Origin of the sequence: uncultured Candidatus Thioglobus sp. (assembly GCF_963981275.1) — a bacterium.
GTDB lineage: Bacteria > Pseudomonadota > Gammaproteobacteria > PS1 > Pseudothioglobaceae > Thioglobus_A.
In genome coordinates this window covers 1-13,416 of record NZ_CAXCCZ010000033.1, presented here as the reverse complement: position 1 = coordinate 13,416, position 13,416 = coordinate 1, and the positions used below count along the sequence as shown (strand labels likewise).

Here is a 13,416-nt window from a genome sequence, read left to right as displayed (position 1 = left end):
AGCGGCTTGGAATGATGCTTTCGCAGCATATAAGGCTGAGTTCCCTGCAGACGCAACAGAATTTGAACGTCGTATGGCAGGCACATTGCCAGCGAACTTTGAAATGGAAATGGATAAGTTTATTGCTAAGACTCAAGAAGAAATGCCAAAAATTGCATCTCGTCAAGCGTCACAAAAAGCAATCGAAGCAATGGGTCCATTATTACCAGAGATGTTTGGTGGTTCTGCTGACTTAACTGGTTCTAACCTAACGAATTGGTCAGGCACAGTTAAAGTAAATGCAGACAATGCTGAGGGTAACTACATCTCTTGGGGTGTACGTGAATTTGGTATGGCACACATGATGAACGGAATGGTTCTACATGGTGGTTTTAAAGTTTATGGCGCAACATTCTTCATGTTTATGGAGTTCATGCGTAATGCGTTACGTATGTCTGCATTGATGAAAATTGGTACGATTTATGTTTACACGCATGACTCAATCGGTTTGGGTGAAGACGGTCCAACGCATCAGCCAGTTGAGCAATTAGCAACAATGCGTGTTATTCCTAATTTTGAAACATGGAGAGGTTGTGATGCAACTGAATCTGCTGTTTCATGGAAGGAGGCAATTGTACGAGCAGATGGCCCGACTGCATTAGTATTCTCACGTCAAGCGCTAGCGCCAAACGAGAGAACGGCTGAGCAAGTGGCTAACATTGCAAAAGGTGGTTACGTATTAAAAGACTGCGCTGGCACGCCAGACGTTGTGTTGATTGCAACAGGATCTGAAGTGGGCTTAGCAGTTGAATCCGCAGCGGCATCAGGCAAAAATGTTCGTGTGGTTTCAATGCCTTGTCCTGAAAGATTTGACAAGCAAAGCGATGAGTACAGAGAAAGCGTTCTTCCAACAAGTGTTAAGCGTGTTGCAATTGAAGCGAGTATTGACAACGGTTGGTATAAGTATGTTGGCTTAGAAGGCGCTATCGTTGGCATGAAATCATTTGGTGAATCTGCACCAGCAGATCAATTATTTAAAGAATTTGGCTTCACAGTAGAGAATGTTGTAAACACTATTGATGGGCTTTTTAAAGACGGCTGTTGTGGCAGTTGTTCTTAATTTATTAAACAAGTAAAAGGAGTAGAAAGATGGCAATAAAAGTAGGTATTAACGGTTTTGGTCGTATTGGTCGCATGGCATTTCGTGCAATTAAAAAGGACTTCCCAGAATTAGAAGTAGTCGGTATTAACGACTTATTGGAAAATGATTACTTAGCATACATGCTTAAGTACGATACAGCACAAGGTCGTTTTGACGGTGAAGTAGCGGTTGAAGGCGATAACTTTATTATTGATGGCAAGAAAGTACGTCTTTCTGCTGAGCGCAACCCTGCAGACCTTAAGTGGGACGAAGTTGGTGCAGAAATCGTTATCGATTGTACTGGTTTCTTCTTAACTGAAGAATCTTGTCAAGCTCACATTGATGCTGGCGCTAAGAAAGTTGTTCAATCAGCACCTTCTAAAGACGGTACACCTATGTTTGTATACGGTGTTAACCACTCTGAGTACGCTGGTCAAGCAATCGTTTCTGCTGCATCATGTACAACTAACTGTCTTGCACCAATTGCGAAAGTTATCGATGATAACTGGGGCTTAAAGCGTGGCCTTATGACGACGGTTCACGCATCTACTGCAACTCAGAAAACTGTTGACGGTCCTTCAATGAAAGACTGGAGAGGTGGACGTGCAGTGTTTGAAAACATTATTCCTTCATCAACGGGTGCTGCTAAGGCAGTAGGCGTTGTATTACCAGAGCTTAACGGCAAACTAACTGGTATGGCTTTCCGTATTCCTTCAGTTGACGTTTCAGTAGTTGACTTAACATGTGAGCTTGATAAGCCTGCAACATACGAAGAAATTTGTGCAGCAATGAAAGAAGCTTCTGAAGGTGCAATGAAAGGTACATTAGGCTACACAGAAGAGTCTGTAGTATCTTCTGACTTCCGTGGTATTAGCCAATCTTCAATCTTTGATGCTGGCGCTGGTATTGCACTTGACGATACATTTGTTAAGGTAGTATCTTGGTACGATAACGAGTATGGTTACACATGTAACATGCTTCGTTTAGTTGAGCACATCGCTTAATAATTAAAAATGATGGCTCCGTTTATCGAGCCGTCTTTTTAACTATGCCAGATTTAATTATCAAAGACTCTCAGCTTAGTGTTGAAGAAGTTATTGAAAAATTGAAAGAAGCCGTTCCAAACAATAAGTTTGGAATTTTGCATTCTTACGATATTAAACAAACACTAGCCGGAAAAGGCCAGACATTAGAAGAAGAATGTCACGTGTTTGAAATTTGCAACCCTGTGGTAGCAAAAAATATCCTCGAGAAGGATATGAATTTGGCAAGTGTTTTACCTTGTCGAATTTCGGTATATACACTGGATGGCGCCACCAAAGTTGGAATGGCGTCACCCTCTAAACATATTGCTCAACTAACCAGTGAAGATGTATCTTCATTGATAGAACCTGTTGAGCAAGCACTGATCAATATTATTGATCAGTCAATTGCATAAACAAGTAGGAGAAAATAATGTCAGTTATCAATTTATCAGATCTAGATCTTAGCTCTAAAAAAGTTTTAATTCGTCAAGACTTAAACGTACCAATCAAAGATGGCGTTGTAACGAGTGATAAGCGTATTAAAGCTTCTGTTCCGACCATTGAAATGGCCATGAAACAAGGCGCTAAAGTATTGCTTATGTCGCATCGTGGTCGCCCAACTGAAGGTGAGTACAGTGATGAATTTACATTACAACCTGTTGCAGATCGTTTAACGGAAATTCTAGGTGTAACAGTGCGCTTAGAAAAGAACTGGTTAGACGGTGTTGAAATGGCTGATGGCGAAGTTGTACTTTGCGAGAATGTACGTTTTAACGAAGGTGAAATGGCCAATGACGACGCTTTATCAAAACGTATGGCGGCGATGTGTGACATCTTTGCTATGGATGCTTTTGGTACGGCACACCGTGCACAAGCCTCTACACATGGCGTGGCTAAGTATGCACCAGTTGCATGTTCTGGTCCATTGCTATCAGGTGAGCTTGAAGCATTAGGAAAGGCACTAGACAATCCTAAGCGTCCAATGGTTGCGATCGTTGGTGGTTCAAAAGTATCAACAAAATTAACTGTTTTAGAATCATTGTCTAAGATTGTTGATCAGTTGGTTGTTGGTGGTGGTATTGCTAATACTTTCATTGCAGCACAAGGCCACAATGTGGGCAAATCACTCTGTGAGGATGACCTTATCCCAACGGCGCAAAAATTAATGCAAGATTGTGAAATCCCCGTGCCAACAGATGTGGTATGTGGCAAAGAATTTTCTGAAACAGCAGCTGCCGAAACTAAAGCTTCAGGTGCAGTAGTTGACGACGACATGATTTTTGATATCGGTCCAGATTCTGCTCAAGAATTAGCAGATATTATGAAAAACGCAGGCACAATTGTATGGAATGGCCCAGTGGGTGTATTTGAGTTTGATCAATTTGAAGGTGGAACAAAAACAATTGCAATGGCGATTGCTGAGTCGGATGCATTTTCAATTGCAGGTGGTGGTGATACACTAGCAGCGGTAGATAAATATGACATTGAAGACAAGGTTAGCTATATCTCAACAGGCGGCGGCGCTTTCTTAGAATTCCTTGAAGGTAAAAAATTACCAGCAGTAGAAATTCTAGAGCAAAGAGCGGCGGAGTAATACTTGATTAGAAGAACTAAAATCTTAGCAACACTGGGTCCGGCAACGGATAGACCTGGTGTATTAGAAAGTATCTTAGAAGCAGGTGTTAATGTTGTCCGTGTTAACTTTTCTCATGGCTCTGAAGCAGAGCATTTGGGCAGAGTTAAGGCGGTTCGTGAATGGGCGCATTCAAACAATACCTATGTTGGTATATTGATGGATCTTCAGGGTCCAAAAATTAGAATCGCTTCTTTTAAAGACGGCATTAAAATTACTCTAAATAATGGTGACAGCTTCGCTCTAGATGCTGATCAGGATGAGTTATCTGGCGATCAAGCGTCAGTTGGTATTGCTTATAAAACACTGCCCCAGGAAGTTAAGCCGGGTAATATTTTAATTCTTGATGATGGCAAGATTGTCTTAGAAGTGAGCAATATCGAGGGCAACAAGATCAACACGATCGTAACCCAAGGTGGTATTTTATCCGACAAGAAAGGCATTAATTTACGTGGCGGTGGTTTGTCTGCGAATGCGCTGACTGAAAAAGATAAAAAAGATATCTTAATTGCGGCCAAAGCTAAAGCTGACTACGTTGCCTTGTCTTTTCCAATTAGCGGTGATGATGTGCGTGAAACTAAAGCTTTGCTGATTCAAGCAGGCTGTGAAGCGGGTGTTATCTCAAAAATTGAACGTGCTGAATCTTTAGTAGAAGAAACTATTGTTGATATCATTAAAGAGTCTGCCGGTATTATGGTTGCTCGTGGTGATTTGGGTGTTGAAATTGGCGATGCGCAATTACCAGCACAGCAAAAACGCTTGATTAAATTAGCACGATCTAACGACCGAATTGTTGTAACTGCTACGCAAATGCTAGAGTCAATGATTGAAAACCCAATTCCAACACGAGCTGAAGTGTTTGACGTGGCGAACGCGGTACTTGATGGTACTGATGCGGTAATGCTTTCAGCAGAAACTGCAGCAGGTGACTATCCTAAAAATTCTGTGGAGACGATGGCAGAGGTTTGTCTTGAGGCTGAAAAAAATCCAATTGCCAAGATGTCACATCATCGATTGAATGAATCATTTGAGTATGTTGATGAAACCATTGCCATGAGTGCTATGTATGCGGCTAATCATTTAGGTGCAACTGTTGTAGCCTCGTTGACAGAGACAGGAAAGACAGCCATGTGGATGTCAAGAATTAGTTCTAATGTTTCAATTTATGCAATGTCTGATAACGTTCAGACCCTGCGCAAAGTTACTTTATATCGTGGCGTATACCCTTGCGGCATTGATAAAGATACCAACACAGAGTGGTCAGAAGTTAATCGAAAAGTTGTCGATACACTGACAAATCGTGGTGTTGTTGAGAGTGGAGATTTGGTAGTATTAACCAAGGGAATGTATAAAGATAAATCAGGCGGAACCAACATGATGAAGATTCTTCGTGTGGGTGATGCTAACTATTAAAAAGCAATAAGAAAAGGAGAAAATATGATAATTTCATTAAGAGAATTACTAGACCACGCTGCAGAGAATAACTACGGTATGCCAGCGTTTAATGTCAACAACATGGAGCAAGTTCATGCAATCATGGAAGCGGCTGATAGAACTAATTCACCCGTTATCATGCAGGGTTCTGCAGGTGCACGAGGTTATGCAGGCGAACCGTTCTTGCGTCATCTAATTATTGCAGCAACAGAGATGTACCCACATATTCCAGTGGTAATGCATCAGGACCATGGTTCAGAGCCAGCAGTATGTTTACGTTCAATCCAGTCAGGTTTTTCATCAGTAATGATGGATGGCTCATTAGAAGCAGATTGTAAAACACCATCTTCATTTGAGTACAATGTAGATGTGACTAAAAATGTCGTTGCAATGGCACATGCTGGTGGTGTATCAGTTGAAGGCGAGTTAGGTTGTCTAGGTTCATTAGAAACGGGTGAAATGGGTGAAGAAGACGGCCATGGCGCTGAAGGTAAATTAGACCTTGATATGCTGTTAACGGGTGTTGAAGAGGCGGCTGATTTTGTTAAAGCAACGAATGTTGATGCACTAGCAATTGCTATTGGTACTTCTCATGGTGCTTACAAATTTACTCAAGAGCCTACAGGCGAAATCTTGCGTATTGATCGCATTAAAGAAATCCATGAGCGTATTCCAGATACTCATTTAGTGATGCATGGTTCATCTTCAGTGCCACAAGATTGGTTGAAGATTATTAACGACTTCGGTGGTGACATGGGTCAAACTTACGGTGTTCCGGTAAGTGAAATTCAAGAAGGTATTAAGAATGGTGTGCGTAAAGTAAACATCGATACTGATTTACGTATGGCATCTACGGGTTCAATTCGTAGGCATTTGGCTGAAAACACAGCTAACTTCGATCCACGTAAATTCTACAGAGAAGCGACTAATGCAATGAGTGATATTGTAGCAGCACGTTTTGAAGCATTTGGTGCTGCAGGTCAAGCTGATAAGATTACAGTGACTTCTTTAGATGAAATGAGTCAAAAGTATGCATCAGGTGAATTAGACGCGCAAATTAAGTAAGCAGTCTAAAGAGCAAGTATCAGAAGGGCTCGTTTATGACGAGCCTTTTTTATTGGCAAGGAAATAGATGAATCAAGAACCACATTATTCAGTCATTGTTATTGGTGGCGGTCATGCAGGCACGGAAGCAGCGCTTGCTTCAGCTCGTATGGGTGTTAACACCTTGTTGATTTCTCATAATATTGAAACGCTGGGGCAAATGAGTTGTAACCCAGCTATTGGTGGCATTGGCAAAGGGCACTTGGTTAAAGAGATTGATGCTATGGGTGGTGCAATGGCTAAGGCAATTGATCAGGCGGGCATTCAATTCCGAACACTTAATGCCTCAAAAGGTCCTGCGGTTCGAGCAACGCGTGCTCAAGCTGATCGAGTATTGTATAAAGCCGCGATTCGTTACGCACTTGAAAATCAAGAAAACTTATCTTTATTTCAACAAGCAGTTGATGATTTGGTGATTGAAAATGATGTGGTCACTGGTGTGGTCACACAAATGGGGCTCACCTTTAAAGCTGATAAAGTTATTCTAACTTCAGGTACTTTTTTGGGCGGTGTTATTCATATTGGTCAGAAAAATTTTCAAGGAGGTCGAGCAGGTGATGCACCTTCTAACCCTTTGTCTAGAAAGTTACGCGAATATGATTTGGGTGTTGGACGTTTAAAAACAGGCACACCTCCAAGGCTAGACGGACGTACGCTGGATTATTCACTTATGCAGGAGCAGCCAGGAGATAGCCCATTGCCAAGCTTCTCTTTTATGGGTAAACCTTCTGATCATCCAGAGCAAATCTCGTGTTTTATTACTCATACAAATGAGCGGGCACATGATTTTATCCGTGCAGGTCTAAAAGACTCGCCAATGTATACAGGCAATATTGAAGGTATTGGACCGCGTTATTGTCCTTCTATTGAAGACAAAGTGGTGAGATTTGAAGAACGTAATTCTCATCAAATTTTTGTTGAACCAGAAGGTTTAACCACGAATGAGGTTTACCCTAATGGCATCTCAACCTCATTACCCTATGAGGTTCAAGTGGATTTTATTCACTCAATCAAAGGCTTTGAAAATGCCCAAATTGTGCGCCCTGGCTATGCCATCGAATATGACTTTTTTGATCCGCGCGGCTTAAAGCAAACCCTTGAAGTTAAGCGTATTGCTAATTTGTATTTTGCTGGTCAAATCAATGGCACCACGGGCTATGAAGAAGCGGCTGCCCAGGGCATGTTGGCTGGTATTAATGCAGCCTGTGCCGTTCAAGGTAAAGAGGCTTGGCTACCAAAGCGTGATGAAAGCTATATTGGTGTGATGGTAGATGATCTTATCACCAAAGGTACGAATGAGCCGTATCGTATGTTTACTTCTCGTGCAGAGTATCGACTGCTTTTGCGAGAGGATAATGCAGATGAGCGCCTTACCCCTGTGGCTAAAAAGTTAGGGTTAATTGGTGAGGATAGATATCAGGCATTCGAGCAGAAATATGAGGCGATTGCTCAAGAAAAACAACGTCTAGAAAGCACTTGGATCCAAGCGAGTGATACGCAAGCAGGTGAAGTGTTAGGTCAGAGACTTAATCATGAGTATTCATTATTAGAGCTACTTAAGCGTCCAAAAGTTAATTACAAAATTTTGAGTCAAATTGATTCTGGCAAGCCTTATTTGGTCGATAAAACTTTAATTGGCGTGGTGGAGAATCAGATTAAATATGCAGGCTATATTAAACGCCAGATGGACGAGATTGAGAAATACCGTAAAAATGAAAATACCATCTTACCAGCTGAGATGGATTACCAGAGTATTCAAGCCTTGTCTGCGGAGGTGCGCCAAAAGCTCACACAGCACCAACCAGAAACTATTGGTCAGGCGAGTCGAATACAAGGGGTTACCCCTGCCTCCATCTCAATTTTATTGGTTTATCTTAAAACTTATAAAAGATCATGACTGATGAAAGCTTGCTCATCGAGGGTGCAAAACAAATGGATATTGATCTTAGCCAGGAGCAAGTATCAAAATTATTAAAATATCTGGCACTCATTATTAAGTGGAATAAAACTTATAATTTGAGCGCTATTCGTCACACTGAAGATGGAATTAAAAAGCATTTGTTAGACAGCCTTTCGGTGGTTTCCTATATCCAGCAAACGCCATTATTGGACGTAGGTTCTGGTGCTGGTTTGCCCGGTATTGTGATTAGTATTATGAAGCCGGAGTTGAGCGTGACCGTATTAGATACGGTTGGCAAAAAATGCCGTTTTATGCAATTTGCCAAAGTTCAGCTAGGTTTAAATAATTTAACGGTGATCAACCAACGTGTTGAGAATTTTCAACCAGAGCAGTGCTTTGGGCAGATTACCTCTAGAGCATTTGCAGAGGTTGAAAAAACCTTAAGTCTAACGCAGCACTTATTGTGTGATAATGGTCATTACTTACTCATGAAGGGAAATCGTTTTGCAGAGGAGGCGCTTGAAAACTTTACAATTCAAGCCCATCAAGTGAGTGTTCCATATGTGTCTGACCATAGATATTTTTTAGAAATACAACCTAATTAAACATGAAAAAAATCTTTTATTATTTATTGGCGTTAATACTTGTTGCGATTATCTCTTTAGTAATCTGGTTTGATACCATTGCTAAAAATGCAGTGGAATCTTATGCGCAAAAATCAGTCGGATCTTCTGTTACGGTTGGTGAATTTAGAAGTGACTGGGATCAATTCCAGGTTAACATTGATTTTATTGAAGTGGCAAACCCGCCCAACTTTGCCAATAAAAACGCCTTTGTTTTAAATCATTTGAGCGCTGCTCTTTCTGAGCAGAGTCAGGACAAGTTAGTGGTATTAGATCAGCTCGAATTTGACGGCTTGTTGTTTACATTAGAGCAAAACAAGGATCAAGTTAATTTGGTTGAGTTGCTTAATCAGTTAAATCGTAAGCCTAAAAATACGCACAAAAACGTTTCCACTGAACATTCTCAAAATCAAAATACTTCTTCTGAGTCTTGTCGAGTGAAAATTAAACAGCTAAATTTTGTTAATACTCAGTTATTCATTGATACCCAGTGGTTCAAAGAGACGGTTGTAGTGCCGAATGTAATGATTACTGATTTTGGCGGAAAAAGTGGCATCCCTTTGGCTCAGGTTGGTTCAGAGATTATGAAAGTCGCCTTATCTCGCATCCAGGCCGAGGTTGAGAAAAAAGGTTTAAGACTTAATGAGCAAGAAATTAAAGAAGGTATTAATCGTCGACTACAGGGAAAACTTAATACTCTAACGGACGAATTAGACGGCAAAGCCAAGAATTGGCTAAAAAAATTAGGTCTGTAATATGCATATTGTTGACTCCCATTGCCATATAGACCGTGTAGACTTTGAACAGTTCGGCGGTAGTGTTGAAAGTATGCTGGCGCATGCAAATGACTTATCTGTTAAAGAATTTCTTTGTGTTTGTATCGATTTAGAGCATTTTGATGAGGTTCTTTCATTTGCTAAAAATCATACTCAGATTTACGCCTCTGTGGGTGTGCACCCGACGGAGCAAGAGGGCAAAGACCCAAGTGTTAAAGAGCTATTAGCGTTGGCAGATAACGACAATGTTATTGCCATTGGTGAAACAGGGCTAGATTATTTTCATGTCAAACAAGAGTCTGCAGATTGGCAACGTGATCGATTTAGGCGTCATATTGCTGCGTCAAACCAATCTGGTAAGCCGATGATTATTCATACCCGTGAAGCTAAGGCTGACACCATTCAAATTATGACCGAAGAAAAAGCACAAGCAGGTGTGATGCATTGTTTTTCTGAAGATTGGGCGATGGCCAAAGCGGCACTTGATTTAGGTTTTTATATTTCGTTTTCTGGCATTATTACCTTTAAAAGTGCACAGGCGTTGCGCGAAGTGGCTAAAAAAGTACCTGCAGATCGCCTACTGGTAGAAACAGATTCGCCTTATCTAACCCCAGTGCCTAATAGAGGTAAGCCAAATTCTCCCGCCTACACTTATTATGTGGCTGAAAAGCTGGCCGAAATACGAGGGGTGAGTATTGAAGAAATTGCCAGTACCACCACTGATAATTTTAAACGTTTGTTTTTCTCATAATAATGGCTGTTTCTTTTCAAACTATTGACGAATTTTCTGCAGGCCAGCGCCTGGATAATTTTTTAGTTAAAATTCTTAAAGGTGTGCCCAAGTCGCATATTTATCGTGTGATTCGTAAAGGCGAGGTTCGAGTTAACAAAGGCAGAAAAAAAGCAGACTATAAGCTTCAACAAGAAGATATTGTGCGCATTCCGCCAATTAGCGTAACTGAGAAAAAACCTGCGCATGTTTCAGACAGTCTTAAAAAAATATTGATGGACGCCATTATTTATGAAGACAAGGGTTTGTTGATTATCAATAAGCCAAGTGGTGTGGCTGTTCACAGTGGTAGTGGTGTGGACACGGGTGTTATTGAGGCGCTTAGATCAGTATACAAAGAGCCTATTGAGCTGGTTCATCGTCTAGATCGTGCAACTTCAGGCGTGCTGCTCATTGCTAAAAAGCGTAGCGTGCTTAAAAATCTGCACGAGCAGCTTCATCAACATGAAATGGAAAAGCGCTATACTGCCTTGGTAAAAGGGACGTGGTCAAAAAAACGCCACACCATTGATGCGCCACTTCATCAGAATTCAAGATACGCAGTGGTAGACAGCAAGGGTAAACATTCAGTGAGTCATTTTCAGCCACTTAAAAATTTCACCCAAGAGGATTTTTCCGCTTCATTGGTGGAAGTCACTATCGAGACTGGGCGTACTCATCAAATTCGAGCACATGCAAAATATGCAGAACATGCGATTGCCTGTGATGATAAATATGGCGATAAGGAATTTGATCGACAAGTGAAATTTCGAGGACTTAAGCGTTTGTTTTTGCATGCGCATCAGCTTACCTTTACCAATCCATTAACAGGTGACATCCAAAAGGTGCAAGCCCCTTTGTCTGATGAGTTGACACAATTTTTAGCAAAGTTATGAACGCCTATTTTCGTTTAATGCGTCTAGATAAGCCAGTAGGCATTTACCTACTTTTATGGCCAACTTTATGGGCTTTATTTTTGGCCGCAGGTGGTTGGCCATCAATCAAACTGACGGCTATTTTTATTTCAGGGGTTGTATTGATGCGTTCTGCAGGCTGTGTGATTAACGACTATGCTGATCGCAAAATTGATGGATTTATTGAGCGTACTCAAAATCGACCAATCGCCTCAGGAGAAGTTAATGCCGCCGATGCTTTAAAGTTATTTTTTGGCTTGATTGTTGTGGCGTTCATTTTGGTGTTGTTCACTAATACACTCACTGTGCAGTTGGCACTAGTTGCTGCTATTCTGGCCACTTTGTATCCCTTTACCAAGCGTTGGACGCACCTGCCTCAGTTTGTTTTAGGTGTAAGTTTTGCCATGAGCGTGCCTATGGCTTTTGCAGCGACTAATGGTTTTGTGCCAGGTGCTGCTTGGTGGATTTTTTTAGCCACCGTTATTTGGACCGTTATTTATGACACTATGTATGCCATGGCGGATCGAGAAGAAGATCTAAAAATTGGGGTTAAATCCACCGCTGTTTTATTTGCGCAATACGATCGATTGATTCTGGCTGGATTACAAATTGGGCTTATTGTTATCTTATTAAAAATTTCGGAAATTTTTAAACTGGGAATTTTCTACGATTTTTCTTTGTTTTTGAGTGCCTTATTAATGATATATCATCAGTTTTTAATCAAAAATCGGCAAAAAACAGCCTGTTTTAGAGCTTTTTTACATAATAATTACATTGGACTGGTAATTTTTATTGGAATAGCGCTATCGGTTACCCAATCAGCGCTTTAGCGCTAAAAATTTCGCATTTTTTCAAAATATAGTGCCTTAAATACTACTTTTATTGCACTTTTTCATCAAAAATACTTGACATAAGTTAATAAACACTCTAAATTGTTAACAATCCAATCACAAAGATTGGGTTGTTAATATAACTAAAAGGGGAAAACTATGTTTGATACTGCTATAGGTACAATCAAAAAACTAACCGAAGCGGGTATTGCATTAATTGCTTTAGCCATCGTGGTTCAGGTAATCTTCGGTACGGGCGCTCAAGGCGTACCATTTATTGGTGGCGATGTGATCGGCACTATTACAGGCATCGTTGCCAGTCTTGGTTCACACGGACTGGTCGGTTTAGCAGCGGTCGCTGTTATTTATGCTTTATTCACGCGTCGTTAATTTAGCGATATAAACAACCAAAAAAAACCCGCCGTAAGGCGGGTTTTTTTTGTTCCTACTTAACAATATAGGTCCAACTTATGCCTAAAAATTCATGGATAGCATTTCTTGATTTTTCAAAATCCCTAATATTTGGGACGGATAATAATGATTTATTCCCCCCTTTGAAATCCGTTGGTGCTGCTATTGGATTCATGCCCATATTTTCAAATAATTTAATGGCTCTTGGCATGTGTGATGACGAAGTTACTAGTATAAATGGCTTGTTGCCAATAATTGATTTAGCAAACACAGCCTCTTCTTGAGTATCTCTTGGGGCGCCATTAATGATCAAGCTATCATTGGAGATGCTTACTATTCTAGCAATTTTCGCATTCATCTCAGCATTAGACGTGAAATTACCCGGCCCTGCATATCCAGTAAAAATAAGCTTTAAGTTGGCTTTATCGATTTGTTTAAAAATGCTAATACCTTCAATGGTCCTTTTAAGGCTAGCATTACCAATTTGACTTGATAAAGGTTGGTTCTGATTATCATAATGACCACCGCCAAGTACGTGAATATATTCAATGTTCTTATTACTGTATCTATATTGTGGATACACACTCTCTAATGGTTTAATTAGATTGTTAGCTATTGGTGGATAGCTTAATAGTAATAGCAGAGATATAGAAAAACTTAAAAAAAGTTTAGCTTTTGTATAGCTAGATTTATATAAAAAATATAAACCAATAATGGCTAATGTTAGAATTAATCCTAAAGGCTCAACAAAAAAAGCAATTACCTTCTTTGTTAAAAATAAAACCTCCATTAGGATTTTATTAAATCCCTCTTAATAACTCATTAATACTTGTTTTAGAGCGAGTTTTAGCATCTACTTGTTTAACGATAACTGCAC

At 40.4% G+C, this 13,416-nt stretch carries 14 protein-coding genes; 13 read left to right on the top strand and 1 reads right to left on the bottom strand.

What is annotated here, in order from left to right:
* From ABNR88_RS05955 to ABNR88_RS05895, 13 genes are all read left to right on the top strand, one after another.
* Positions 1 to 1,099 (top strand): transketolase C-terminal domain-containing protein (locus tag ABNR88_RS05955; RefSeq protein WP_291927015.1); only part of this gene is annotated, 1,099 nt, incomplete at its 5' end.
* Between the two features lie 29 nt (positions 1,100 to 1,128).
* Positions 1,129 to 2,124 carry a type I glyceraldehyde-3-phosphate dehydrogenase gene (gene gap, locus ABNR88_RS05950; RefSeq protein WP_291927017.1) on the top strand — a complete coding sequence of 332 codons (996 nt, stop codon included), beginning with the start codon at positions 1,129 to 1,131 and terminating at the stop codon, positions 2,122 to 2,124.
* Positions 2,125 to 2,168: 44 nt separating this feature from the next.
* Positions 2,169 to 2,558: a DUF302 domain-containing protein gene (locus tag ABNR88_RS05945; RefSeq protein WP_291927020.1), complete on the top strand. Its 390-nt coding sequence runs from the start codon at positions 2,169 to 2,171 to the stop codon at positions 2,556 to 2,558.
* Between the two features lie 17 nt (positions 2,559 to 2,575).
* Complete coding sequence (locus ABNR88_RS05940) at positions 2,576 to 3,739, top strand: phosphoglycerate kinase (protein ID WP_291927024.1); 1,164 nt, start codon at positions 2,576 to 2,578, stop codon at positions 3,737 to 3,739.
* A 3-nt stretch (positions 3,740 to 3,742) separates the two neighbouring features.
* Entirely contained in the window at positions 3,743 to 5,191 is a 1,449-nt protein-coding gene (gene pyk, locus ABNR88_RS05935; protein WP_291927027.1) for a pyruvate kinase, read from the top strand.
* 24 nt (positions 5,192 to 5,215) lie between these two features.
* Positions 5,216 to 6,277: a class II fructose-bisphosphate aldolase gene (gene fba, locus ABNR88_RS05930; protein ID WP_291927029.1), complete on the top strand. Its 1,062-nt coding sequence runs from the start codon at positions 5,216 to 5,218 to the stop codon at positions 6,275 to 6,277.
* A 67-nt stretch (positions 6,278 to 6,344) separates the two neighbouring features.
* A complete protein-coding gene (gene mnmG, locus ABNR88_RS05925; RefSeq protein WP_291927032.1) occupies positions 6,345 to 8,213 on the top strand; it encodes a tRNA uridine-5-carboxymethylaminomethyl(34) synthesis enzyme MnmG in 1,869 nt (622 codons plus the stop codon).
* Complete coding sequence (gene rsmG / locus ABNR88_RS05920) at positions 8,210 to 8,821, top strand: 16S rRNA (guanine(527)-N(7))-methyltransferase RsmG (RefSeq protein WP_291927035.1); 612 nt, start codon at positions 8,210 to 8,212, stop codon at positions 8,819 to 8,821. Before mnmG ends, rsmG begins: the two co-directional genes overlap by 4 nt.
* Positions 8,822 to 8,823: 2 nt before the next feature.
* Positions 8,824 to 9,594: a hypothetical protein gene (locus ABNR88_RS05915; protein WP_348670171.1), complete on the top strand. Its 771-nt coding sequence runs from the start codon at positions 8,824 to 8,826 to the stop codon at positions 9,592 to 9,594.
* Between the two features lies 1 nt (position 9,595).
* The gene (locus tag ABNR88_RS05910; protein WP_291927040.1) at positions 9,596 to 10,366 is read left to right on the top strand and encodes a TatD family hydrolase; all 771 of its coding nucleotides are present in this window, start codon (positions 9,596 to 9,598) and stop codon (positions 10,364 to 10,366) included.
* A 2-nt stretch (positions 10,367 to 10,368) separates the two neighbouring features.
* On the top strand, positions 10,369 to 11,280 hold the full coding sequence (locus ABNR88_RS05905; protein ID WP_291927042.1) for an RluA family pseudouridine synthase: 912 nt from the start codon (positions 10,369 to 10,371) through the stop codon (positions 11,278 to 11,280).
* Positions 11,277 to 12,128, top strand: a complete 852-nt coding sequence (gene ubiA, locus ABNR88_RS05900; RefSeq protein ID WP_291927045.1) for a 4-hydroxybenzoate octaprenyltransferase — start codon at positions 11,277 to 11,279, stop codon at positions 12,126 to 12,128. Before ABNR88_RS05905 ends, ubiA begins: the two co-directional genes overlap by 4 nt.
* A 159-nt stretch (positions 12,129 to 12,287) precedes the next feature.
* Entirely contained in the window at positions 12,288 to 12,518 is a 231-nt protein-coding gene (locus tag ABNR88_RS05895; protein WP_291927048.1) for a hypothetical protein, read from the top strand.
* Between the two features lie 55 nt (positions 12,519 to 12,573).
* On the opposite strand, the gene ABNR88_RS05890 is transcribed toward ABNR88_RS05895, so the two are convergent.
* Positions 12,574 to 13,329, bottom strand: coding sequence for an ElyC/SanA/YdcF family protein (locus ABNR88_RS05890; RefSeq protein ID WP_291927052.1), 756 nt, complete (start codon positions 13,327 to 13,329; stop codon positions 12,574 to 12,576).
* Positions 13,330 to 13,416 lie beyond the last annotated feature (87 nt).

Bases quoted from the DNA above. Each gene is read 5' to 3' on its own strand.
- gap (WP_291927017.1), top strand. From the start codon at position 1,129: ATGGCAATAAAAGTAGGTATTAACGGTTTTGGTCGTATTGGTCGCATG.
- ABNR88_RS05945 (WP_291927020.1), top strand. From the start codon at position 2,169: ATGCCAGATTTAATTATCAAAGACTCTCAGCTTAGTGTTGAAGAAGTT.
- ABNR88_RS05940 (WP_291927024.1), top strand. From the start codon at position 2,576: ATGTCAGTTATCAATTTATCAGATCTAGATCTTAGCTCTAAAAAAGTT.
- fba (WP_291927029.1), top strand. From the start codon at position 5,216: ATGATAATTTCATTAAGAGAATTACTAGACCACGCTGCAGAGAATAAC.
- mnmG (WP_291927032.1), top strand. From the start codon at position 6,345: ATGAATCAAGAACCACATTATTCAGTCATTGTTATTGGTGGCGGTCAT.
- rsmG (WP_291927035.1), top strand. From the start codon at position 8,210: ATGACTGATGAAAGCTTGCTCATCGAGGGTGCAAAACAAATGGATATT.
- ABNR88_RS05915 (WP_348670171.1), top strand. From the start codon at position 8,824: ATGAAAAAAATCTTTTATTATTTATTGGCGTTAATACTTGTTGCGATT.
- ABNR88_RS05910 (WP_291927040.1), top strand. From the start codon at position 9,596: ATGCATATTGTTGACTCCCATTGCCATATAGACCGTGTAGACTTTGAA.
- ABNR88_RS05905 (WP_291927042.1), top strand. From the start codon at position 10,369: ATGGCTGTTTCTTTTCAAACTATTGACGAATTTTCTGCAGGCCAGCGC.
- ubiA (WP_291927045.1), top strand. From the start codon at position 11,277: ATGAACGCCTATTTTCGTTTAATGCGTCTAGATAAGCCAGTAGGCATT.
- ABNR88_RS05895 (WP_291927048.1), top strand. From the start codon at position 12,288: ATGTTTGATACTGCTATAGGTACAATCAAAAAACTAACCGAAGCGGGT.
- ABNR88_RS05890 (WP_291927052.1), bottom strand. From the start codon at position 13,329: ATGGAGGTTTTATTTTTAACAAAGAAGGTAATTGCTTTTTTTGTTGAG.